19 protein-coding genes and 1 tRNA gene are annotated in these 23,047 nt (G+C 74.5%); 12 read left to right on the top strand and 8 right to left on the bottom strand.

Annotation, left to right across the window (positions count from 1 at the left end; translation table 11 throughout):
* The 3 genes from H7344_RS19440 to H7344_RS19450 all read left to right on the top strand — a co-directional run.
* A partial coding sequence (locus tag H7344_RS19440; protein WP_186347643.1) for an oxamate carbamoyltransferase subunit AllH family protein occupies positions 1-360 on the top strand: 360 nt, incomplete at its 5' end.
* 61 nt (positions 361-421) lie between these two features.
* The gene (locus tag H7344_RS19445; protein WP_186347644.1) at positions 422-1,897 is read left to right on the top strand and encodes an FdrA family protein; all 1,476 of its coding nucleotides are present in this window, start codon (positions 422-424) and stop codon (positions 1,895-1,897) included.
* Positions 1,898-1,899: 2 nt separating this feature from the next.
* The gene (locus tag H7344_RS19450) at positions 1,900-3,315 is read left to right on the top strand and encodes a YlbE family protein (RefSeq protein ID WP_229707192.1); all 1,416 of its coding nucleotides are present in this window, start codon (positions 1,900-1,902) and stop codon (positions 3,313-3,315) included.
* Between the two features lie 66 nt (positions 3,316-3,381).
* On the opposite strand, the gene H7344_RS19455 is transcribed toward H7344_RS19450, so the two are convergent.
* On the bottom strand, positions 3,382-4,116 hold the full coding sequence (locus H7344_RS19455) for a response regulator transcription factor (protein WP_186347645.1): 735 nt from the start codon (positions 4,114-4,116) through the stop codon (positions 3,382-3,384).
* Between the two features lie 373 nt (positions 4,117-4,489).
* Between H7344_RS19455 and H7344_RS19460 the strand changes: the two genes are divergently transcribed.
* Positions 4,490-4,714 carry a hypothetical protein gene (locus H7344_RS19460; protein ID WP_186347646.1) on the top strand — a complete coding sequence of 75 codons (225 nt, stop codon included), beginning with the start codon at positions 4,490-4,492 and terminating at the stop codon, positions 4,712-4,714.
* Positions 4,711-5,145 carry a response regulator gene (locus H7344_RS19465; RefSeq protein WP_186347647.1) on the top strand — a complete coding sequence of 145 codons (435 nt, stop codon included), beginning with the start codon at positions 4,711-4,713 and terminating at the stop codon, positions 5,143-5,145. Before H7344_RS19460 ends, H7344_RS19465 begins: the two co-directional genes overlap by 4 nt.
* A 12-nt stretch (positions 5,146-5,157) precedes the next feature.
* Here the strand turns inward: H7344_RS19465 and uvrA are convergent, their stop codons facing one another.
* From uvrA to H7344_RS19485, 4 genes are all read right to left on the bottom strand, one after another.
* Positions 5,158-7,635, bottom strand: a complete 2,478-nt coding sequence (uvrA, locus tag H7344_RS19470; RefSeq protein WP_186347648.1) for an excinuclease ABC subunit UvrA — start codon at positions 7,633-7,635, stop codon at positions 5,158-5,160.
* A gap of 209 nt (positions 7,636-7,844) precedes the next feature.
* A complete protein-coding gene (locus H7344_RS19475; RefSeq protein ID WP_186347649.1) occupies positions 7,845-8,504 on the bottom strand; it encodes a methionine ABC transporter permease in 660 nt (219 codons plus the stop codon).
* Entirely contained in the window at positions 8,504-9,595 is a 1,092-nt protein-coding gene (locus H7344_RS19480; RefSeq protein WP_229707193.1) for a methionine ABC transporter ATP-binding protein, read from the bottom strand. Before H7344_RS19480 ends, H7344_RS19475 begins: the two co-directional genes overlap by 1 nt.
* 23 nt (positions 9,596-9,618) lie before the next feature.
* Complete coding sequence (locus tag H7344_RS19485; protein WP_229707194.1) at positions 9,619-10,566, bottom strand: MetQ/NlpA family ABC transporter substrate-binding protein; 948 nt, start codon at positions 10,564-10,566, stop codon at positions 9,619-9,621.
* 340 nt (positions 10,567-10,906) lie between these two features.
* Between H7344_RS19485 and H7344_RS19490 the strand changes: the two genes are divergently transcribed.
* The 5 genes from H7344_RS19490 (at position 10,907) to H7344_RS19510 (ending at position 15,756) form a co-directional block, all read left to right on the top strand.
* Positions 10,907-11,596, top strand: a complete 690-nt coding sequence (locus H7344_RS19490; protein ID WP_186347651.1) for a hypothetical protein — start codon at positions 10,907-10,909, stop codon at positions 11,594-11,596.
* Between the two features lie 110 nt (positions 11,597-11,706).
* Positions 11,707-12,498: a DsbA family protein gene (locus H7344_RS19495; protein WP_186347652.1), complete on the top strand. Its 792-nt coding sequence runs from the start codon at positions 11,707-11,709 to the stop codon at positions 12,496-12,498.
* A complete protein-coding gene (locus H7344_RS19500) occupies positions 12,495-13,154 on the top strand; it encodes a vitamin K epoxide reductase family protein (RefSeq protein WP_229707195.1) in 660 nt (219 codons plus the stop codon). Before H7344_RS19495 ends, H7344_RS19500 begins: the two co-directional genes overlap by 4 nt.
* Positions 13,151-13,729 (top strand): copper resistance CopC family protein, encoded by a 579-nt coding sequence (locus H7344_RS19505; RefSeq protein WP_186347653.1) that lies wholly within the window; start codon positions 13,151-13,153, stop codon positions 13,727-13,729. The genes H7344_RS19500 and H7344_RS19505 overlap by 4 nt, the downstream gene beginning before the upstream one ends.
* Positions 13,726-15,756, top strand: coding sequence for a cytochrome c oxidase assembly protein (locus tag H7344_RS19510; protein WP_186347654.1), 2,031 nt, complete (start codon positions 13,726-13,728; stop codon positions 15,754-15,756). Before H7344_RS19505 ends, H7344_RS19510 begins: the two co-directional genes overlap by 4 nt.
* Positions 15,757-15,783: 27 nt before the next feature.
* Here the strand turns inward: H7344_RS19510 and H7344_RS19515 are convergent, their stop codons facing one another.
* The gene (locus H7344_RS19515; RefSeq protein WP_222130904.1) at positions 15,784-18,411 is read right to left on the bottom strand and encodes a SpoIIE family protein phosphatase; all 2,628 of its coding nucleotides are present in this window, start codon (positions 18,409-18,411) and stop codon (positions 15,784-15,786) included.
* Between the two features lie 210 nt (positions 18,412-18,621).
* Between H7344_RS19515 and H7344_RS19520 the strand changes: the two genes are divergently transcribed.
* Positions 18,622-21,369, top strand: a complete 2,748-nt coding sequence (locus tag H7344_RS19520) for a beta-glucosidase (protein ID WP_186347655.1) — start codon at positions 18,622-18,624, stop codon at positions 21,367-21,369.
* A gap of 94 nt (positions 21,370-21,463) precedes the next feature.
* On the opposite strand, the gene H7344_RS19525 is transcribed toward H7344_RS19520, so the two are convergent.
* A tRNA-Thr gene (locus H7344_RS19525) sits at positions 21,464-21,536 on the bottom strand.
* Between the two features lie 104 nt (positions 21,537-21,640).
* Positions 21,641-21,823, bottom strand: a complete 183-nt coding sequence (locus H7344_RS19530; RefSeq protein ID WP_186347656.1) for a hypothetical protein — start codon at positions 21,821-21,823, stop codon at positions 21,641-21,643.
* A 104-nt stretch (positions 21,824-21,927) separates the two neighbouring features.
* Between H7344_RS19530 and H7344_RS19535 the strand changes: the two genes are divergently transcribed.
* Positions 21,928-22,854: a LysR family transcriptional regulator gene (locus tag H7344_RS19535; protein ID WP_186347657.1), complete on the top strand. Its 927-nt coding sequence runs from the start codon at positions 21,928-21,930 to the stop codon at positions 22,852-22,854.
* The last annotated feature ends 193 nt before the right edge of the window (positions 22,855-23,047 follow it).

The following is a 23,047-nucleotide window of genomic DNA, read 5'->3' on the forward strand; positions in this document are numbered from 1 at the left end:
CTCGAGGCGCTCGCCGCCGGCGACCCCGACGCGGTCGCCTCCCTGCTCGGCCGCGGCGACGGGCTCACGCCGGTCGGCGACGACGTCGTGGCCGGCTGGCTCGTGGCCGCCCGCGGCGCCGGCCGCCAGCGCGACGCGGTCGCCGACGCCGTACGCCGCTCGGCGCACCGCACCACCGCCCTCTCCGCGACCCTGCTCCTCGAGGCCGTCGAGGGCGGGTGCATCCCGGAGTTCCGGTCGCTGCTGCTCGCCCTCGCCACCGGGCGCGACGTCCCCGCCGCGGTCGACCGGCTGCTCGCCGTCGGCCACACCTCCGGCGCCGGGATGGTCCTTGGCACCACGCTCGGGCTCCGCAGCTGACCCTTCCCACCCTTCACGACCACGTCCCTGCCACATCCACCTCACACGGAGGAACCACTCGATGACAGTCGAGCACGTCGAGATCCGCGCCGGCGCGTACGCCGACAGCGTCGCCCTGCTGCAGGTCAGCCGCGACGTCGCCGCCACCCCCGGCGTCGTCGCCGCCCAGGTGGCGATGGCGACCGAGCTGAACCTGGAGGTGCTGGCCGGCATGGGCTTCACGCTCCCGCCGGCCTCCCCCAACGACATGGTCGTCGCGCTCCGCGTCGACGACGAGGGCGTCGTGCCGGCCGCGCTGGCCGCGGTCGACGCCGCGCTGGCCGCGGCCCGCAAGGGCGCCGCCGGCGGTGGCGACACCACCCTCGCCGCCCCGCGCACGACCGGCTCGGCCCTGCGCCGCGCCGGCGGCGGGCTCGCGCTCGTCTCCGTCCCCGGCGCCTCGGCGCTGGTGGAGGCGATGGACGCCATCGACGCCGGCTCGGACGTCATGGTCTTCAGCGACAACGTGCCGGTCGAGCAGGAGCTGGCGATGAAGCGCATCGCCCGCGACCGCGGCCTGCTCGTCATGGGCCCCGACTGCGGCACCGCCGTCGTCGGCGGCGTCGGCCTCGGCTTCGCCAACACCACCGAGCCCGGCCGTGTCGGCATCGTCGCCGCGTCCGGCACCGGCTGCCAGCAGGTGCTCGCGCTGCTCGACCACGCCGGCGTCGGCGTCTCCGCCGCCCTCGGCGTCGGCGGGCGCGACCTGTCGTCCGCGATCGGCGGCATCTCGACGATGACCGCCCTGGACCGCCTCGACGCCGACCCGACGATCGAGCAGGTCATCGTGGTCTCCAAGCCCCCGGCCGCGGAGGTCGCCGCCGCGGTGGAGGAGTACGCCGCCGGGCTGGGCACGCCGGTCCGGTTCGCCCTGCTGGGCGCCGGCCAGCCCGACATCACCACCCAGGTCGAGGGCCTCCTGGCCGACCTCGGGGTGGCCGTGCCGGAGTGGCCCACGTGGGGCTCGCCCGCGACGTCGGTCGGCGGCTCCGCGCTGCGCGGCCTCTTCGTCGGCGGCACGCTCTGCGACGAGGCGATGCTCATCGCCGCGGAGTCCCTCGGCGGGATCCGCAGCAACATCCCGCTCTCCCCCGAGCTCGCCCTCGGCTCGGACCTGACCGCGCCGGGCCACCTGATGATCGACTTCGGCGACGACGGCCTCACCCGCGGCCGGGCGCACCCGATGATCGACCCGACGCTCCGCCTGGACCAGCTCACCAAGGTGGCCCAGGACCCCGAGACCGCCGTCGTGCTGCTCGACGTCGTCCTCGGCCACGGCGCCCAGGACGACCCGGCCGCCGACCTGGCGCCGGCGATCGCCGCGGCGCGAGCGGCACGCGACGTACCCGTCGTGGTCGCCTGCGTCGGCACCTCGGCCGACCCGCAGGGCCTCGAGCGGCAGGCGCAGGCGCTCGCCGACGCCGGCGCCGAGGTCCACCTGTCCAACGCGGCCGCCACCCGCCGCGCGCTCGCTCTCGTCCCCGGAGGCTCCCTGTGACCGTGACCCAGCCCGCCCCCAGCCAGGCCCCCGCCGCGGTTGCCGCCGTCGGCGCGGACATGTTCGCCGCGGCCGTCGAGGCGCAGGCCGTCCCCGTCGAGCGCGTCGACTGGAAGCCGCCGATGGAGGGCACGGTCGACGACCTCGCCACCGTCGCCGCCGACCCGCTGCGCCGCGACGCCAACGCGCTCGCGGTCAAGCGGATGCTCGACGTGCAGGCGATGCTCGTCGGCGTCGCGCCGGCCTCGGAGCTGCTCGGCCTCGAGAAGGGCCAGTTCCTCCACGCCGGTCCGCCGATCGAGTGGGCCCGTGCCTCCGGCCCGCTGCGCGGTGCGCTCATGGGCGCGGCCGCCTTCGAGGGGCTCGTCGAGGACCCCGAGGACGCCGTCGCGCTCTTCGAGTCCGGCACCGACGTGACCCTCGAGCCGTGCCACCACCGCGGCGCGGTCGGCCCGATGGCCGGCGTGGTCTCGCCGTCGATGTGGATGTTCGTGCTCGAGGACCCGGCGACCGGCCGGCGCACCTACTGCTCGCTCAACGAGGGCCTCGGCAAGGTGCTGCGCTACGGCGCCTACTCCGCCGAGGTGCTCACCCGGCTGCGCTGGATGCGCGACTCGCTCGGCCCGCTGCTCGCCGAGGCCGTCACCGCCGCCGGCCCGATCGACGCGACCGCGATCCTCGGCCAGATGCTGCAGATGGGCGACGAGGCGCACAACCGCAACCGCGCCGGCACGCTCATGCTGATGCGCGACCTCGCGCCGCACCTGGTGCGCTCCTCGCGCCCGGCCGAGGAGGTGGCCGAGGCGTTCGCGTTCGTGGGCGGCAACGACCACTTCTTCCTCAACGTCGCGATGCCGGCCTGCAAGCTCGCGCTCGACGCCGCCCGTGACATCGAGGGCAGCACGATGGTCGTCGCGATGGCCCGCAACGGCACCGACTTCGGCATCCAGGTCTCCGGCACCGGCGACCAGTGGTTCACCGGCCCCGCGCAGCTTGCCGACGGCCTCTTCCTCGGCGACTACGGCCCGGACGACGCCAACCCCGACATCGGCGACTCCGCGATCACCGAGACCGCCGGCATCGGCGGCTTCGCGATGGCCGCGGCCCCCGCGATCGTGCGGTTCGTCGGCGGCACCGTGCCCGACGCGCTGGCCACCAGCCGCCGGATGCGCGAGATCACCATCGGCGAGAACGACCGCTGGCCGATCCCGGTGCTCGACTTCGCCGGCGCCGCCACCGGCATCGACGTCTCGTCGGTCTGCCGGACCGGCATCCTGCCGCAGATCAACACCGGCATGGCCGGCAAGCAGGCCGGCGTCGGCCAGGTCGGCGCGGGTCTGGTCACGCCCCCCGCGTCGATCTTCCCCGCTGCGCTCGCCGCGCTGGCCGAGCGCACCCGGGAGCGCGCCGGCGCGTAGCCCCCGCCCGCCCCACGACGTACGGCGCGCGCCCCCGGTCTTCCAGGGGCGCGCGCCGTCGGCGTCTCACGGCTCGAGCAGCACCTGCACGCCGGCCGAGTGGTCGAGCCGGTAGCCGACGCCACGCACCGTGCTGATCGCCTCTCCCAGCCCGAGTCCCCGCAGCTTCGTGCGCAGGTTCGACACGTGGACGCTGACGACGTTGGTCGGGGCGAGGCCGGCAGAGGCGTACGTCAGCGCCTGGAGCTCCTCGCGCGTGCAGACCGCGCCGGCCCGGTCGACGAGCCGCGCGAGCATGGCGAGCTCGGTCGACGTCAGGACCACCTCGTCCTCGCCCACCAGCACCCGCCGCGACGCCGCGTCGATCCTCGCCGTCCGTCCGCGGTCCGGGCCGGGCCGGCCGGGCCGGGTCGACCGCGGGCGCGACCGGGCCGCGCGGTGCAGGCGGTCCGGGCGCCTCAGCACGGCGGCGACCCGCACCTGCAGCTCGCGCACGGACAGCGGCTCGGTGAGGACGTCGTCGGCGCCGGCCTCCAGACCGGCGAGCCGGCTGGCCTCGTCCGCGTGGCCCGAGACGACCAGCAGGTAGCAGTCGCTCATCTGCCGCACCTGCCGGCACACCTCGAGGCCGTCGACGTCGGACAGGCCCAGGTCGACGGTGACCAGCTCGGGTCGGTGGCGCGCCACGAGCTCGCGGGCGCGCTGCCCCGTCGGGGTTGCGGCCACCCGGAAGCCCGCCCGTTGCAGCGCGGTCACCACCAGCCGGGCCTGGTCCGGGTCCTCCTCCACCACGACGGCCACCCGTCGGTCGGTGCTCGGCCCGCGTCGCACCGGTGACCCGCCTCGTCCGTGTGTGCCCGTCATCGCCGGGCACCCGCGGCGTACAGGCCGAGCGCCGGCAGGGCGAGGTGGGCGAGGACGAGCGCGGACATGGTTCTCCCGGGTGGTCGGCGACGGTCGGTCGCCGGTCAGACGGGGGCGGTGCGGGCCCGCTTACGCGGTCCGGGCGGTGGTCCAGACCGCCTGACGTCAGGGTCGCGCGGGTGCCTGGAACCTCACGACGTCGTTGGTCGGGTCCGGGTCGTCGTTGTCCGCCAGGGACACCGTCGCGGTCTTGAGGATTTCTGAACGTTCGCCCGCGTAAGGAACCGGCCACCACCGACGTCCGGATGGCATGAGCACACGATCGGGCACCTCGACCGCGCGCCGGTGCCACCCGTTCCGACGACGGGCCGACCGCCGTACGGCCGACCTCGGCACCGCCTGGGGTGCGCTGTCCCGCACCGAGCGCGAGCAGGTCGCGCTGATGTGGTGGGACGAGCTGCGCCGGGGCTGGCTGCCCCGCGCGGAGGACCTGGAGGACGCCGTCTGGCTGCTGCGCACCCTGGACCGGCCGTGACGACGGTCCTGTGCGTCGAGGACGACGCCGAGCTGCGGCTGCTGCTGCGGACGCTGCTGCGACGGCACGGCTGCACGCCCGTCACGGTCGCCACCGAGCAGGAGGCACGGCGGGTGCTCGACACCGCTCCGGTGCAGCTGGTGGTCGCCGACGTCCGGCTCAACGGCCGGTCGGGGCTCGACCTCGTCCGGTGGCTGCGCGGCCGGCCCTCGACACGGACCCTCCCGGTCCTCGTGCTGAGCGGGGACGCACGCCCGGAGGCGCGTTCGGCCGGGCTGCGAGCGGGTGCGGACGCCTACCTCACCAAGCCGTTCCGTGTCGACGACCTGCTCGGCACCGTCGACGACCTCGGCGGACGCCGGCGGGCCTTGGCGTCGAGCGCCGTGTCGATCGGGGCGGGCGCCGGTCTCGCCGCGAGCAGCCCGCGCTGACGGCGCGGCCCCTCAGCTCCCGCCGTCGGGCCGACCGGCCAGCCGACGGGCGAGGTACGGCGCCGTCGCCCCGACTCCCGCGGCGGCGACCTCGCGCGGCGTGCCCGTCGCCACCACCCGGCCGCCGGTGTCGCCCCCGCCGGGACCGAGGTCGACGACGTGGTCGGCGGTGGCGATCGTGTCGAGGTCGTGCTCGACGAGCACCACGGTGTTGCCCGCTTCGACCAGCCGGTGCAGCTGCCGCAGCAGCCGGGCCGTGTCGGCCGGGTGCAGGCCCGCGGTCGGCTCGTCCAGGACGTAGAGGGTGTGGCCGCGGCGGGCGCGCTGCAGCTCGGTGGCCAGCTTGATCCGCTGCGCCTCGCCGCCGCTGAGCTCGGTGGCGGGTTGGCCCAGCCGGAGGTAGCCCAGCCCGACCTCGCGCAGCGCCTCCAGCCCGCGCGAGGCCGCCGGCACGTCGGCGAGGAACGTGGCGGCCTCGTCGACCGGCATGCCCAGCACGTCGGCGATGCTGCGGCCGCGGTAGGTCACCTCGAGCGTCTCGGCGTCGTACCGCGACCCGTGGCAGGTCGGGCACGGCGCGTAGGTGCTCGGCAGGAACACCAGCTCCACCGACACGAACCCCTCGCCCTGGCAGGTCGGGCAGCGGCCCTCGGCGACGTTGAAGGAGAACCGCCCGGCGCCGTACCCCCGCGCCTTGGCCTCTGGCGTCGCGGCGAAGAGCCGGCGGACCGCGTCGAAGAGCCCGGTGTACGTCGCCAGGTTGGACCGCGGCGTCCGGCCGATCGGCCGCTGGTCGACCAGCACCAGGCGGTCGACCCGCTCGAGGCCGCTGGTCGCCCGGACGTCGAGGGTCCCGGCCGGGCGGGCCTCCTCCTCGCCGTCGGCGTCCTGCGGGTCGGCCGCCGGCTGGCCGAGGTGGCGGCGGACGACCTCGGCGAGGACCTGGACCACCAGCGTGGACTTGCCCGAGCCGGACGGGCCCGTGACGGCGGTGAACGCGCCCAGCGGGAGCTCGACGGTGACGTCGCGGAGGTTGTGCCGCGTGACGCCCTCGAGCCGGAGCCGGCCCGCCGGCTCCCGCGGCTCGTGCTCGAGCCGCTCGGCGCGGCCGAAGAGGTGAGCACTGGTCAGCGACCCCGCCACCTCCTCGAGCCCGGAGACCGGGCCGGAGTAGAGCACCTGCCCGCCGCCCTCGCCGGCGCCGGGGCCGATGTCGACGACCCAGTCCGCGCGGCGCACGACGTCCATGTCGTGCTCGACGACGAAGAGCGTGTTGCCGGCCGCCTTGAGCTGGTCGAGCACCGCGAGCAGCGGCTCGGCATCGGCCGGGTGGAGGCCGGCCGACGGCTCGTCGAGGACGTAGACGACGCCGAACAGCCCCGAGCGCAGCTGGGTGGCGATCCGCAGCCGCTGGGCCTCGCCCGGGGAGAGCGTGGTCGAGCCGCGGCCGAGCGAGAGGTAGCCCAGGCCGAGCCCGAGCAGGACCTCGATCCGCGCGACCAGGTCGGCGCTGATCCGCACCGACGCCTCGTCGGGGTCGCCCTCCGTCTCGGGCCGCAGCAGCTCGACGAGGTCGCTGAAGGGCGTGGCGTTGGCCTCGGCGATCGACATCCCGGCGAAGGTGACCGCGAGCGCCTCGGGTCGCAGCCCGCTCCCGCCGCAGGTCGGGCAGGGCGCGCTGCGGACGAACGCGAGCATCTGCTCGCGCATCTTCTCGCTCGGGGAGCTCGCGAGGGTCTGCTGCAGGTGCCGGCGGGCGCTGCGGAAGGTGCCCATGTAGTCCCGACCACCGCCGCCGTCCTTGTCCTGCGGCCGGATCAGGACCCGGGGCTGCTCGTCGGTGAACAGCAGCCAGTGCCGGTCCTCCGCGGCCAGCTCGCGCCAGGGACGGTCCACGTCGATGCCGAGGTTCTTCACGATCCGGCGCAGGTTGTGGGCCTGCCAGGCACCCGGCCACGCGGCGATCGCACCCTCGCGGATGCTCAGCGAGGTGTCGGGGACGAGCAGGTCCTCGGCGACGTCGTGGGTGACGCCGACACCGTGGCACTGCGGGCAGGCACCGGCGGCGGTGTTCGGCGAGAACGCCTCCGCCGCCAGGTGCTCCGCGCCCTCCGGGTAGGTGCCGGCGCGGGAGTAGAGGATGCGCAGGAGGTTCGACAGCGTCGTGATCGTGCCGACGGTCGAGCGCGAGCTGGTCCCGCCGCGCCGCTGCTGGAGGGCCACCGCCGGCGGCAGCCCGGTGATCTCCTCGACGTGGGGCACGCCGACCTGGTGCAGCAGGCGGCGGGCGTACGGCGCCACCGACTCGAAGTAGCGGCGCTGCGCCTCGGCGTACAACGTGCCGAACGCGAGCGAGGACTTGCCGGAGCCGGATACCCCGGTGAACGCCACCATCGCGTCGCGCGGCAGGTCGACGTCGACGTCCTTGAGGTTGTGCTCGCTGGCGCCGCGGACCCGCACGCAGCCGTCGATCGGGGCCTGCTGGTTCATGTCGTCCTTCCAAGGCCGGAGAACGTCAGTTACCCGCCTCGCGGACGTCCGACGCCCTCAGCACCGTCTCGACGTCTGCTGGTCGAGCAGGCTCGGTCCCGTCGACGAGCGGGCAGAACTGACGCACGGCCCACGCCGACCTGCGGAGACGCCGCCGCTGTCCATGTTCTGCCCGTCTGACGACGGCCCGGAGACCAGCGGGAGGCGGGTCAGCGGCGCATGGCGGTGCGGGCGAGGCGGTTGCCGGCGAACTGGCAGACCTGGACGAGCGCCACGATGAGCAGGACCGCCGCCCAGGTGACGACCGGCTCGTACTGCCGGTAGCCGTAGGTGAGCGCGAAGGAGCCGAGCCCGCCGCCGCCGACGACGCTGGCGATCGCGGACATGTCCACGATCGCGACGAGGGCGAAGGTGTAGCCGAGGATCAGCGGGCCGAGGGCCTCGGGCAGCAGGACGGTCAGCGTCGTGCGGAGCCGGCCGGCGCCCATCGCGCGGGAGGCCTCGAGCACGCCGGGGTCGACGGAGACGAGGTTCTGCTCGACGATCCGGCTGATGCCGAAGGAGGCGGCCACGGAGAGCGCGAAGATGATCGCCGGGTTGCCGATGCCGGTGCCGACGACGAGCCGCGCCGCCGGCTGGGCCGCGGCGATGAAGATGACGAACGGGATCGGCCGGAAGAAGTTCACGAGCAGGTTGAGCACGACGTGGACGACCCGGTTCGGGGCGATCCCGCCCGGTCGTGTCGTGTGCAGCAGGAGCCCCAGGACCAGCCCGCCGACGCCGCCGATGAGCAGGGTGGCCGCGACGATGCCGAGGGTCTCGCGGGTGGCCTCCCAGAAGAGGGAGTCCAGCTCGATCAGTCGGTCCATCAGGGAGCCTCCGTCCCGATCTCGGCCGCGGGTGCCGGGGTGGTGACCTCGACCAGCGTGGCGACGTACGACACGGCGTCGGCGACGGCGGCGCCCTCGCCGGTGAGCGCGAAGGTCAGGTGGCCGAAGGTGCGGCCGTGGACGTCCTCGACGCCGCCGTGCACGAGCTCGAAGGTCACGCCGCGCTCGATGAACGCCGCGAACACGTCGGCCGGCGAGGCGTCGCCGTCACGGAAGGACAAGGTGACCATCCGGCCGGCGTGGCGCTCGCGCAGCCGGTCGAGCGCTCGCGGCTGGGGGCCCTTCTCGACGAGCGTGCTGACGAACCGCTGCGTCGCGAGGTGCTGCGGCGCGGCGAACACGTCGTAGGTGTCGCCCAGCTCGACGATCCGGCCGGCCTCCATCACCGCGACCCGGGAGGCCAGCGAGCGGACGACCTCCATCTCGTGGGTGATGAGCACGATGGTGACGCCGAGCTCCTCGTTGACCCGCCGGAGCAGCGCGAGCACCTCGGCGGTGGTCTGCGGGTCGAGGGCGCTGGTGGGCTCGTCGGCGAGCAGGATCCGCGGGTCGGTGGCGAGCGCGCGGGCGATGCCGACGCGCTGCTTCTGCCCGCCGGAGAGCTGCTCGACGTGCACGTGCGCCTTGTCGGCGAGACCGACGAAGTGCAGCAGCTGCGAGATCCGGTCGCGGTGCTGGTCCTTGGGGACGCCGGCGACGGTGAGCGGGTAGGCGATGTTGCCCCACACGGTGCGCGAGGCGAACAGGTTGAACTGCTGGAAGATCATCCCGATGTCGCGGCGGACCTCGCGCAGCGCGCGTTCGGAGAGGCCGCTCACCTCGCGGCCGGCGACGGTGACGGTGCCGCTGGTCGGCCGGTCGAGCGCGTTGACCAGCCGCAGCAGCGTCGACTTGCCGGCGCCGGAGTAGCCCACCACCCCCAGCACCTCGCCGGCCCGCACGTCGAGGTCGACGTGGTCGAGCGCGGTCACGGCCGCGCCCTGCCGGGAGCGCGCCGGGAAGACCCGGCTCACGTCCGCGAGGCGGATCAGCGGGTCCCCGGTCGCGGGGGTGCTGGGGGTGGTGGTCACCGGTCGCTCCTGCCCAGTCCCGCTCAGTCCTGCTCGGCGGCGCGGGTGTCGTCCTCGACCTCGCGCAGCGAGGCCTGGAGCTCCTCGACGGGGGTGTCGAGCATGACCGCGGTGCCGCCGGAGACCTCGACGACGCCGTCCTGGACGGCCTGGGTCTCCTGGTAGATCTCGACCAGCTCGCGGTACGTCGGGTCGTCGACGTCGTCGGCACGGACGGCGAAGATGTTGGCGTACGGCAGCGCCTTCGGGTCGGCCGGGTCGTCCTGGGCCAGCGCGTCGTCGAAGTCGAGGCCGGCCCGCTCGACGAAGTCGTTGTTGACGACGGCGCCGGCGAGGTCGTCGAGCGAGGTGGCGGTCAGCGCGGCGTCGAGCGCGGTGACCTCGACGCGGGAGGCGGCCTCGTCGACGTCGGCGAGGTCGGAGAAGATCGTGCCGCCCGACGTGAGCTCGATGAGCCCCGCCGACTGCAGCAGCACCAGCGCGCGGGCCTGGTTGCTGGCGTCGTTCGGCACCGCGACCGTGGCGCCGTCGGGGATCTCCTCGACGGAGTCGTACTGCTTGGAGTGCAGGCCGAGCGGGTAGATCGCGGTCGCGCCGACCGGCTGGAGGTCGTCGTCGGCCGCGACGTTGTAGTCGGCGAGGAAGACGATGTGCTGGAACTGGTTCATGTCCAGCTCGCCCTCGGACACGGCCGGGTTCGGCTGGTTGTAGTCGGAGAAGTCGATGACCTCGACGTCGATGCCCTCGTCGGCGGCGGCCTCCTGGAAGTCGGTCCAGTAGGGGTCGCTCGCGCCGACGACGCCGAGCCGCACGCTGCGGCGGTCCGCGGCGGCCTCGTCGTCACCGCCGGTGAGGACGACGAGCAGGCCGACGACGACGGCGACCGCGACGAGCGCGGCCAGCAGGAGCGGCCAGCGACGGCGGCTCGGTGCCTCGATGAGGGGGGTGCTGCTTCCGGAGGTGTTCGACACAGGGGGTCCTTCGTCGGAGGAGCCGCTCGTGGCGGCTCGTGGTCGAGAGTGGTGGTCTGCCGGTCCCGCGGCAGCGCTCGGCGACGGGTCACGACGCCGGGCACGAGGGGGACCCTGGGTCCAACGGTGGGCGGGGCGCTGCATTCCTGGTCGGGGCGGATCGGCGGCGTCGTCTCGGTCACACCGAGGCCCGCGCGGTGACGCCGGCGAAGCGGCGTACGCCCCGGTCCGGAGCCTCCCCCGGCCCGCTCCTGAGCGGGGGCTGAGGACGCTCTGAAGGTGTCCTGAGGCGCACTACGCGGCTTCGTCGCGGCCGCGCGCCGCGTGTGACCATGGAGGGGTGAGGGACCGGGTCGATGCAGCCGTGCTGTGGCTTCGTGCCACCGCCGTGGGCGCCGTCGCGGTCCTGCTCGGGGTCGCCGGGCACGTCTCCGCCGACGGGCTGCTGCCGGGGCCCGGCCTGCTGGCCGCGATGCTCGTCGCCGCGGTCCTCCTGGCGGTCCCGCTGCTCGCCCGTCCGGCCTCGGCCCTGCGGCTGGTGGCGATCACGGTCGGCGGGCAGGCGCTGCTGCACCTCGGGCTGACCCTCACTGCGGGCCACGCCGGCGACCCGGTGGCCGCGGCCCCGGCCCCGCGCTCGGGAGCACTCGACGCGCTGCCGACGGTGGACGGGCGTCGGGTCGGCTCGCTGCACGACGCGTACGTCGCCATGGCCGGCGAGGCCGCGCCGGCGCCGGCCCTGCCGGTCGGCCGGGTGCTGGCCGAGCTGCAGGCGCACGCGCCGATGATGCTCGTCCATGTGGCCGTCGCGGTCCTCGTCGGGCTGTGGCTGGCGCGCGGCGAGCGGTGCCTGTTCACCGTGCTCGCGCTGACCCGCCGCCTCGTGCTGCGCCTGGTCGTCCTGGCCCGTCCCGTGTGCGCCGGGCCGACCCGTCCCCGCCCCGCGGCCGCGCACCGGGTGCCGCTCCTGCGCGACCCCTGGCTCGTCCGCCCGGCCAGCCGACGCGGTCCGCCGCTGCTCGCGACCTGAACCCCGACCCCCGGCCGGCACCTCCACCGGCCATCGCACCTCGTCGAGGCACCTCGCGCCGGCAGACGCCCGCAGGTGGAACCGACGTACCGAGCACGCAAGGACGCGTCATGAGCAAGAAGAAGCCGCAGAACCAGAAGAAGTCCCCCAACCTCCCGCCGGGCGGCGCCGCCGCCGCCCGCCAGAAGCAGCAGTCGCGCCGCGCCGAGATGGCCCAGCAGATGGCCGAGCGCAAGCGCGCCGAGCGCCGCCGCACCGTGCTGACCCAGGTCGGCATCGGCGCCGTCGTCGTGGCGCTGGTCGTCGGCGTGACGATCGCGGTGCTCGCGAACCGCGGCCCCGACGAGCCCGCCGCAGTGCCGCCCGGCCTCACCTCCGACGGCTCGGTCCGGTTCGGGGCCGAGGACGCCGACGTGACCGTGCAGGTCGTGGAGGACTTCCAGTGCCCGGCGTGCGGGGCGTTCGAGGCCGCGATGGGCGGCGTGCTGGCCGACTACCGCGCCTCCGAGGACGTCGCCGTGGAGTACCGCCCGATCGCGTTCCTCGACCGCGCCTCCAAGGACGAGTACTCCACCCGCGCCCTCAACGCCTCGATGTGCGTCCTCGAGGACGCCGGTGCCGACGCGTGGATGACCATGCACGAATCGCTCTTCGACCAGCAGCCCGGCGAGGGCGGCGCCGGTCTCGACGACGGCACCCTGGTCGCGCTCGCCGCGGACGCCGGCGCCGAGGGCGACGACGTCACCTCCTGCATCGAGGACCGCACCTACGACGACTGGGCCGAGGAGCAGACCGACCGCGTCTTCGACTCCGGCGTCGACAGCACCCCGACGGTCCTCGTCAACGGCGAGCAGGTCCCCAACGGCGAGCTCGAGGCGGCGGTCGAGGCGGCCCGGTCGTGACCGACGCCCCCGCCGTGGCCCAGCCCGAGCCGGAGCCCACCTGGGACGAGGACCTGGACGAGGACCCGGACGAGGACCTGGACGACGGCGTGCGGCTGCGGCCGTACGGCGTCGGGCTGGTCGTGCTCGGCGCGCTCGGCCTGCTGGCGGCGTTCACGCTGACCGTCGACCGGATCAAGCTGCTCCAGGACCCGTCGTACACCCCGTCGTGCAACTTCAACCCGGTGCTGTCGTGCGGGTCGGTGATGGTGACCGACCAGGCGTCGGTGCTGGGCTTCCCCAACCCGCTGCTCGGCATCCTCGGCTTCAGCGTCGTGGTCACCCTCGGCGTGCTGCTCGCCGCCGGCACGCGGGTGCCGACCTGGGTGCTCGGCGGGCTGGCGACCGTGTCGCTGGTCGCGTGGGGCTTCGTGCACTGGCTGGCCTTCGAGAGCCTCTACCGCATCGACGCGCTGTGCCCGTGGTGCCTGGTCGTCTGGGCGGTGACCGCGCCGATCGCGCTGTGGTCGGTGCTCCTCGCCCTGCGGCTGGCCGTCGGTGGCCGCGTCGTCGAGGCGGTGTGGTCGGTGCGCTACCTGGTGCTGCTGGCCTGGTACCTCCTCGTCGTCGTCCTGATCCTCGAACGCTTCTGGGACTACTGGAGCACCCTGCTGTGAGACCCCTGCCCCTCCTCCGCCTCCTCGCCGCGACCGCGCTGACCCTGCTCGTCCTCCAGCCCGTCCCGGCCGCCGCGCACGCCGGCCTCGTCGGCTCCGACCCCGAGGAGGGCGAGCGGCTGGCCGAGGCGCCGAGCGTCGTGACCTTCGAGTTCACCGAGGCGATGTCGGAGCCGGCGTACGTCGCCGTCACCCCGCCCGACGGCTCCGACGTGCTCGTCGGCGCACCGGTCGTCGACGGCACCACCGTCCGCCAGGAGGTCCGGCCGGGCGGGCCGGCCGGCGCGTGGACCACCGCCGTCCGCGCCGTCTCCGCCGACGGCCATCCGGTCACGGTCGAGATCGCCTTCTCCGTCGCCGACTCCGCCCAGCCGGCTGAGCCCACGGCGTCCGCCGTACCGGCCGAGCCGCCGGCGAGCGAGGAGCCGGAGCCGACCACGCCGGTGGAGCCCTCGGCCGAGGACGACGGCTGGTCGACGACGGAGGTCGTCGTGGCCGCAGCGATCGGCGCCGGCGCGGTGGCGGTCGCGGTCGCGGCCGCCCTCGTCGTACGCCGCCGGCGGGCCGTCCGATGAGTCGTCCCCGCACCGTCGGCGCGGCCGGCGCGCTCGCCGCAGGGCTGGTGGCGCTGCTGGTGCTGCTCGTGCACGGCGGCGGCTCGCCGCAGCCCGTGCCGGCCGGGCTGCCCGACCCCGGGGCGGTCACGGGTTGGGGGCTGCCGCTCGTGGGCTACGCGAGCCTGGTGCTCGGCGTCCTCGCCGTCGGCAGCCTCCTGGTGCCCGCGCTGACCGCGGACCGCCCCGACCAGCGGCTCGCCGGCCGGTCGGTCGCGGCCGTGCGCCTGGTGCGCCGGCTGGGCCTCGCCTGGGCCGTCGTCGTGCTGGCGGAGCTGGTGCTGACGTTCTCCGACCAGTTCGCGGTGCCGCTCGGCGACGTGCGGTGGTCGGAGCTGTCCGGCTTCGCGCGCCAGGTCGACCAGGGCCAGGCGCTGCTCGTCCAGGCGTTCGTCGCGCTGCTGGTCGGGCTGGCGAGCCGGTGGGTGCTGACCGTCCGCGAGAGCGGCTTCGTGCTCGCGCTCGCGCTGGTCGGGCTGCTGCCGCCGGTGCTCACCGGGCACTCGGCGGCGTCCGGCAGCCACGACACCGCCGTGGTCAGCCTGCTGCTGCACGTCGGCGCCGCCGCGGTGTGGGCCGGCGGCGTCGTCGCGCTGTGGTGGCACCTGGGCCCCCGGGCTGCCGACCGGGCTGCCGTTCGGACCGGCGGGTCCGCTTCGGACGAGGCCCGCGCCCGCGCCGCCTCGCGGTTCTCCGGCCTCGCGGCGTGGTGCCTCGGGCTGGTCGTGGCCTCCGGCGTCGTCAACGCGCTGGTCCGGCTCGGCTCGCCGACCGAGGTGCTCACCACCGGCTACGGGCACGGCGTCCTGGCGAAGCTGCTCGTCGTCGCCGCGGTCGCGGTGCTCGCCGCCCGGCTGCGCCGCGGCGTGCTCGCGCGGGCCGGTGCGTCCGCCGACGCGGACCGCTCGACCACCGGCCCGCTGCTCGGCCTGACCGGGATCGAGCTCGGCCTGATGGCCGTCGCAGGCGGCCTCGGCGTCGCCCTGGGCCGCACCCCGCCGCCGGTCGGCGAGCCGTACACGAGCGCCGCGGAGAGCCTGCTCGGCGGGCCGCTCCCGCCCGCACCCGACCTCTGGCGCCTCCTCACGTCGTACACCCCCTCGGCGCTGGGCCTCGCCGCCGTCGGCCTCGGCGGCACGGCGTACGTCGTCGGCGTCCTCGCGCTGCGCCGGCGTGGCGTCACCTGGTCGGTCGGCCGGACGATCTCGTGGTTCGTCGGCATCGCGCTCGTCGCCTACGCGACGATGGGCGGGCTCGGCGTGTACTCGCACGTGATGTTCAGCGCGCACATGGCCGCGCACATGGTGCTGTCGATGGTCGCGCCGATCTTCCTCGTGCTGGGCGCTCCGGTGACGCTCGCGCTGCGGGCGCTGCCCGGCAGCGACGTGGCCGGCGGGCAGGGGCCGCGGCAGTGGCTCTCCGCCGCACTGCAGTCGCGCGTCTCGCGGGTCGTCGTCCACCCGGTCACCGCAGCCGCGGTGTCGGTCGCGAGCCTGTACGCCGTCTACTTCACCGGCCTCTACGGCGCGCTGATGGAGAACCACCTCGGCCACACGCTCATGGAGGTGCACTTCCTCCTGTCCGGCTACCTGCTCTTCGAGGTGTTGGTCGGCGACGCCCCGACCCCCCACCGCGTCGGCCACTTCGCGCGGCTCGGGATGCTGCTCGTCGTCATGCCGTTCCACGCGTTCTTCGCGGTCGTGCTGATGGGCTCCGACGGCGTCGTCGCGGAGTCCTACTACGCGATGCTGGACCGGCCGTACGCCACCGACCTGCTCCAGGACCAGTACGTCGGCGCCTCGATGACCTGGGCGCTCGGCGAGGTCCCGATGGTCATGGTGCTCGTCGTCCTGCTCGCCCAGTGGGCCCGCGACGACCGCCGGCATGCCAAGCGCCAGGACCGGCACGCCGACCGGACCGACGACGCCGAGCTGGCGGCGTACAACGCCATGCTCGCCCGCGCCGCTCGCTCGTCGTCCGACGACTGACGGAACCGGCTGGTCGAGGAGGACGCGCTAGCGCCTGTCTCGAGACCCGCCGTCGGGAGCAGCGCCGACGACATCGCCCTCGTCGCCGTCCGAGCCCAGCCGCACGGCGACGAGGGCGATGTCGTCGGCGGCACCGCTGGGCACCAGCCGGGCGAGCAGGCGGTCGCAGAGCTCGCCGAGCGTGAGGTCCTCGGCGGCGAGCTCGCGCACGGCCTCGGCCAGCCGGGCGAGGCCGGCGTCCAGGTGCTCGCCGCGACGCTCGACGAGGCCGTCGGTGTAGAGGACGACCGTGCTGCCGGGCGCGAGCAGGACCTCCTGCTCGGTGCGGCCCGGCCCCTCGCCGAGGCCGAGCAACGGGTCGCGCACGGCTGGTGCCAGCGTCTCGACCCGGCCGTCGGGGTGCACGACCACGGGGTCGAGGTGCCCGGCGTTCGACCAGCGCAGCCGGGTGGGACCCGGCACACCCGCGTCCGGCCGGTCGAGACGCGCCACCAGCGCGGTCGCAAGCACGTCGACCTCCAGCAGGCGCATCGCGCCCTCGAGGTCGCGCAGGACCGCCGCGGGACCGGCTCCCGTGGTCGCGGCGATGCCCCGCAGCAGCGTCCGCGCCTGGCCCATGGCGGCCGCGGCGGCCACGTCGTGGCCGATCACGTCGCCGATGACGACCACGGTGGCGCCGTCCTGCTGGCGAAACGCGTCGTACCAGTCGCCGCCCACCCGGGCGGCGACGGCGGCCGGCGCGTAGCGCACCGCGACCTCGAGGTGGTCGATCGCGGGAGGCGCGGTCAGCATGCTGCGCTGCAGCCCCTCGGCCAGGTCGCGCTGCAGCCCGAAGAGGCGCGTGTTGTCGATCGCGAGCCCCGCCCGGTTCCCGAGGTCGAGCAGGAGCGCGACGTCCTCGTCCGTGAACGGCTCCCGGTCCTCCTCCCGGAAGGCGCTGAGGAGACCGACCACGCGGCCCCGCGCACGCAGCGGGATGAAGGCACCGGACCGCGGCGCCAAGGCGCTGATCGCGTCGCGCGCGGGTCCGGGCGCCAGCGAGCCCAGCAGGGCCTGGGTGGCGTCGGTGCGGTGGATCACCGGCTGCTGGCCGGTCGCCGCCCGGGCCAGGGGCGCGGAGTCGCTCAGCGCGCGCAGCCGGGTGGAGGCGTAGACGGTCACCAGCGCCCGCTTGACCGGGTCGTGGTGCCAGTGGCCGGCGTCGCGCAGGTTCGTCCGCCACGGACGGGCCGCAGTCGTCCCGACGCCGGCCGGCTCCGTCAGGAGCGTGACGATCGACCAGTCCGCGACCCGGGGGGCGATGAGCTGCGGCAGGCGGCGTACCGCCTCCTCGGTGTCGAGCGTGGTCGCCAGGGACGCGCTGACGTCGGAGAGCAGCTGCGTCTGCTCCGCCCCCTCCTGCAGCCGGTCGTGGGCACGGCGACGGTCGGTGATGTCGAGGAAGTACACCGCCAAGCCGTCCGGTGACGGCCAGGCGCGCACCTCGTACCAACCGTCCAACGGCGCCGGGTAGTACGCCTCGAAGGCCACCGGCTCGCCCGTCTCGACCGCCCGTCGGTAGTGCTCCTCGAAGCTGCCGCCGACAGCGGCCGGGAAGCGGTCCCAGACGACCCGCCCGATCAGGCTGTCCCGGGTGGCGGCCAGCAGCCGCTCGGCCTCGCCGTTGACGTAGGCGAACCGCCAGTCGGCGTCCAGCTGGTAGAAGGCCGTCGGCATCGACTCCAGCACCCGCGCGACCCGCGCGTCGCCGTCCCGACGCGCCGTCGAGTCGTGGGCGGCCCCCAGGAGGCGCACCGCGGAACCGTCGGCGCCGGCGACGGCCTGCCCTCGGGCGTCCACCCATCGGGTGTGACCGCTCGGCAGCTGGATCCGGTACTCGGACTCGAACGTGCCGCAGGAGTCGATCGCGGCCCCGAGGGCCGCCTCGACCCGCGCGCGGTCCTCGGGGTGCACGGACGCGCGGAAGGCCTCGATGGTGCCCGCGAACCCGTCGCGGTCCAGCCCGAACAGGTCGAGCAGGCGGTCGTCCCAGCGCAGCTCGCCGGTCACGAGGTCCCAGTCGAACGCGCCCACGCCGCCCGCGTCCACGGCGACCTGCCACACCAGGCGGTCGTCCTCGTACGTCGCCACCAGGGCGCCCAGCTCCAGCTCGGCCACGACCGGGCCGGCGAGCTCCTCGAGCAGGGCCACGTCCCGCTCGGACCAGCGGCGTGGCGCGGGGACGGAGACGCACAGCGCGCCGACGACGTGTCCACCCGTCCGCAGCGGCACCGCCAGGTGGGAGCCGGAGGACTCCGCAGCGACGTCCAGGCGCACCGGACCGTCCTCGAGGAGCACCCGCGCACACAGGCGCTCATCGAGCGGACCGGCGCCGAGCATGCGCGGCGCCGACCCGGCGGAGGCCACCACCGTCTGCACCTCGCTCAAGATCACGACCTGCGCGACCTCGGCGTCGAGCAACCGACGAGCGAGCTCGGCCAGGCGGTCCAGGCCCGTCCCCGCCGCAGCACGAGCCTGACGACCCGACCGCTCGTCCAGGTCGGTCCCGGCGGCCGGTCCGAGGGCGGCCAGCAACCGGCGCGCCTCGGCGGCTCGACCGGACGACGACGGCGCGCCCGACCCGGTGACGGGGTCGCCCGCCGACGCATCCTCCACTGCAGCCTCCCGCTCCCCCGTGCAACCTATCGACAGTGCGGAAGCACCGCCGGACCGCTGCCCGGTCCGAGCAAGGGGTGAGTCCCCAGGAGCTCCTACCCAATTGCAGGGACTGGACGTCCTATCGCCCACCGCGAAGGCGCACCCGTCCTAGCGTCGGCGTGCTGAGCGCGACCAGCCCGCTCACATCCCCGCTCGGGAGGGAACCCCATGTTGTTGCGACCCGCCGCGAAGACCACAGCGTTGCTCACAGCGGGGCTGGTCGTGCCAGCGCTGCTGACGTCGATGCTCGCGGCGCCACCGGCTGCCGGCGAGCCCACGGCTCCTGCCGGCGCAACGTCCGTCTCGACACCGGACCGCGCGGACCGGGCCGCCCGGGCCTGGCTGGCCCGGGGGCTCTCGGTCGACGAGAGAGCCGATCGGCTCGCCGCCGTGATGACCCGCGAGGAGAAGCTCCAGCTCTTCGAGGCCAACCCCTCCACCCCGATCCCCGAGCTGGGCGTGCCCGCCCGCAAGGAGAAGGACGGCTGCTGCGGCGTCAGCCTGGCCGACGCCGCCGAGACGCCCACCACGGGCCTGCCGAAGAGCATCTCGCTGGCAGCGACCTTCAACCAGCGGCTCGCGCGCCGGTACGGCCTGCAGATCGGCCGCGAGGCCTGGCGCACCGGGTTCGCCGGGGTGACCGCCCCGACCTCGGACCTGATCCGCACGCCGCACTTCGGTCGCCGCGGCGAGTCGTTCAGCGAGGACCCCCTGCTGGCCGGCCGCCTCCCTGCCGCGGTGGTCGAGGGAGTGCAGCAGCAGCCGGGCGTCTACTCGCTGGCCAAGCACTACGTGGGCAACCACCAGGAGACGTCCCGCCAAGGCGTCAACCAGGTCATCCCCGAGCGGGCACTGCACGAGATCTACGCCCGCCCGTGGGAGCACATCGTCAGGAGCGCCGACCCGGGGGCCGTGATGTGCGCCTTCCAGCAGGTCAACGGTGAGTACGCCTGCGCGAACGACCACCTCCTGGAGGACATCCTCAAGGGGGCGTGGAACTTCCCGGGCTGGGTCTCCTCGGACTTCAACGCCTGCCCCGACTACACCGCCTACACCCGCGGCGTCGACGTCTGCGCTCCCGACCTCGGCAGTGCCTCCGTCGAGCAGGCACTCGCCGACGGGACCCTCAGTGAGCGCCGCTTCGAGGACATGGTGCACCGCATCCTGCGCACGTTCTTCGCCCAGGGCGTCATAGACAACCCCCCGCCCGGCACGCTGGACGTCCCGTCCCAGGACGTTCCCGGAGGCCTCGTCCCGGCCTTCATGCTCGACGAGGGCGCGCGACTCGCCCGCCGGGTCGCCGGTCAAGGTGCCGTGCTGCTCAAGAACAGCGCCCGCCTGCTGCCGCTGTCGCCGGACGACTCGGTCGCGCTGATCGGGCCCGACGCGGACCGCTACATCGACATGTTCGGCAGCCCGTCGGTGCCGAACCCCGGCCGGCTGAGCACCATCGTCGACGGCGTCACCGGACGCTCCGAGGCGGAGGTCACCCACCGCCCGGGGGGCGACACCACCCGGTACGGCGACACCCTCGGCGGAGCCGCGCCCGTGCCCTCAGGCGTCCTGGCCCCGTCCGGGGCCGACGGCGGACAGCGAGGACTCCGGGCCTCCTACTTCCTCGGGTTCCAGGGGGACAACCCGCGAGGGGCCGAGCTGGTCCGCGTCGAGGACCAGGTCAACCACCGCACCGGCACGGGCGGGCTGATCGGGTTCTTCGGCCTCAACCCGAGCCCGGCCCCGCTGATCCCCCTCCCGTTCGCCGTGCAGCCCATGACCGCGCTGTACGAAGGCACGCTGACCCCGGCCGTGACCGGGACCTACCGGCTCGGGGTCCGCGGCATGGGGACCTTCCGGCTCGCCGTCGACGGGCAGACCCTGGTCGCCCGGGACCAGGTCGGACTCCAGGACCACCTCGAGCCCATCCGCCTCGAAGCGGGTCAGGAGTACGACATCCGGCTGACCTACCAGCCCGACGCCCCCCGTCAGTGCTGCGGCGCCGACGTGCCCGGGCCCACCGTGCGGCTCGCGTGGGAGCCGCCGTCCGCCGACGCGTCCCCCCAGATCCGCGAAGCCGTCCAGGCAGCCGCCCAGGCGGATGTCGCCGTCGTCGTCGCCTCGACCTTGGAGGGCGAGGCCGCGGACCTGCACTCGCTCCAGCTGCCCCAGGACCAGGACCGCCTGATCCGCGCCGTCGCCCGAGCCAACCCCAGGACCGTGGTCGTGCTCGCTACGGGAGGGCCCGTGCTCACGCCGTGGCTCGGCAGGGTCGGAGCGCTGCTCGAGGCCTGGATCCCCGGCGAGCAACAGGGACGAGCCGTTGCCGACGTGCTGTACGGCGACGTCAACCCCGGCGGGAAGCTGCCGGTGACGTTCCCGGCCTCCGAGTCCCAGCCCCGGGAGATCGGCGTCGAGAACCCGTCCCTGCAGTTCAACGTCCCCAACCCCACGACGACCTTCACGGAGGGCGTCAACGTGGGCTACCGCGGCTACGACACCCGTCGGTTGCGGCCACGCTTCCCGTTCGGGCACGGCCTGTCGTACACCACGTTCGGCTACTCCCGACTCCAGGTCCGGGACCCGCGCGGCAGGGTCGACGGACGCGTGTCGGTGCGGGTCCGCAACACAGGCAGGAGGACAGGGACCGAGGTCGTGCAGGTCTACCACGGCCGCCTCCCGAACGCGTCCACACCCCCGCGCCAGCTCGTGGGCTGGGCACGGGTCACCCTCAGGCCCGGACGCAGCACCACCGTGCGGATCCCGTTGCGAACAGGCAGGAGCGACCGGCTCCTCGCGTACTGGAAGGTCACCGGCAACCGGCAGGGCGGCCGATGGGTCACGCCGGAGGGCCGCGTGCCCATCTACGTCGGCTCGTCCTCGCGGGACATCAGGCTCACCGGCACGCTGCGTCTCGACTGACCGGACCTTCCGCCCGGCCCTGCGACGAGCCCGGGCTTCCGACGGAAGCACAGAGGCCCTCGACCGCATCGCTGCGATCGAGGGCCTCTCGGGGAGCCGCCTGTCGGAATCGAACCGACGACCTATTCATTACGAGTGAATCGCTCTACCGACTGAGCTAAGGCGGCGCGCTGCCCGGCGCGGTCGGGACCTGCCGGGCAACCCGGGTGAGTATACGGAGGCCGCCTGCCGGGCGCGAAACCGGCGTGTGCCGGTGACGGCGGGGCCGTGCTCAGGCCGCGAGGACGACCTTGTCGGACGTCGCCGGGGCGAGGGTGTAGAGCGCAGACTGCTCGGCGCCGCACCAGCAGGTGAAGGTGGCGACGGGGCCCTGCTCGCTCTCGGCGACCGCCGAGACCTGGGAGGGGAAGATGAGCTGGCGCTTCGCGCAAGCGGTGCAGACGTGGGTGAACACGGCGGATCCTTTCGTTCTCGGGTGCAGGAGTGCTGACTCCATTCTGGAGGAGTTCAAGCCATAGGGGTAGCCTGACCTTCCTTCGCCTGACATAGGATCGACCTATGCTTTCTGTGCACCAGCTCACATGCTTCCTCGCGGCGTACGAGCAGGGCTCCCTGACGCGTGCAGCGGAGGAGCTCGGCTACGCGCAGCCGTCGGTCTCCGAGCAGATCCGCACCCTGGAGAAGTCGCTCGGCGTCCAGCTGTTCCGACGCGTCGGTCGGGGCGTGACCCCGACGACGGTCGCCGACACGCTGCGGCCGTACGCCGAGCGCGTGCTCGCCTCGATCGACGAGGCGGAGCGGGCCGTGCGGAGCGTCCGGTCGCTGGAGACCGGCACCATCCGGTTCGGCATGTTCGGCACCGCCCGCCTGTACGCCGGCGCCGACCTGGTCGCGGACGTGCTCGAGCGCTACCCGGGCGTCCGCGTCGAGCTCGTCGGGCAGAACTCCACCGACGTGCAGGAGGAGCTGCGCCGCGGGCGGCTCGAGGCCGCGATGATCGCCGTGGCGGCCGCGTCCAGCGAGGGCATGACGATCACCCCGGTCGCCCGGGACGAGCTCGTCTACATCTCCGCCGACCCCGAGCGGGTGGCCTCGCCGGTCACCGCCGCGCGGCTCTCCCAGGCCTCGCTCGTCATGCCGGAGACCACCTGGCGCGCCAACGACTCCACGCGCATCGTGCTGCGCCAGATGCTGCACGAGACCGGCCGCAACCCGATGACCCGGATCGAGGTCGAGGACGTCGAGACCGCGGTCGAGCTGGTCGGCATGGGCCTGGCCGACAGCGTCGTGCCCCGCGGCGTCGTCGACCAGCTGCTCCCGCGGCTGGCGCCGGACGCCGGCTGGGTCTCGCTGCGCCCCCGCCAGCACGACATCCTGGCGATCGTCCACCGCGCCGACGCGATCCTCTCGCCCGCCGCCCAGCTGATGATCGAGCTCGCCACCCACCGCATCCAGGAGATCTGCGAGCCGGTGCGGCCACGCTGACCGTTCCCCGCCGGGGTAGTAACGGTCAGGAACGTCCGTTGCTACCGGCGCCGAGGACGAATTCGTCGGCGGTTTCAGGCGGTCGTTGCACCACGCTTGATCTCGTGGCCGCAGAGTAGTTCTTCGAACCGTTCGGCTGGGGTGGCCCAGTCGAGTGTCTTGCGGGGTCTGTTGTTCAGTTCGGTGGCGACGT

Origin of the sequence: Nocardioides deserti (assembly GCF_014266025.1) — a bacterium.
Lineage (GTDB): Bacteria > Actinomycetota > Actinomycetes > Propionibacteriales > Nocardioidaceae > Nocardioides > Nocardioides deserti.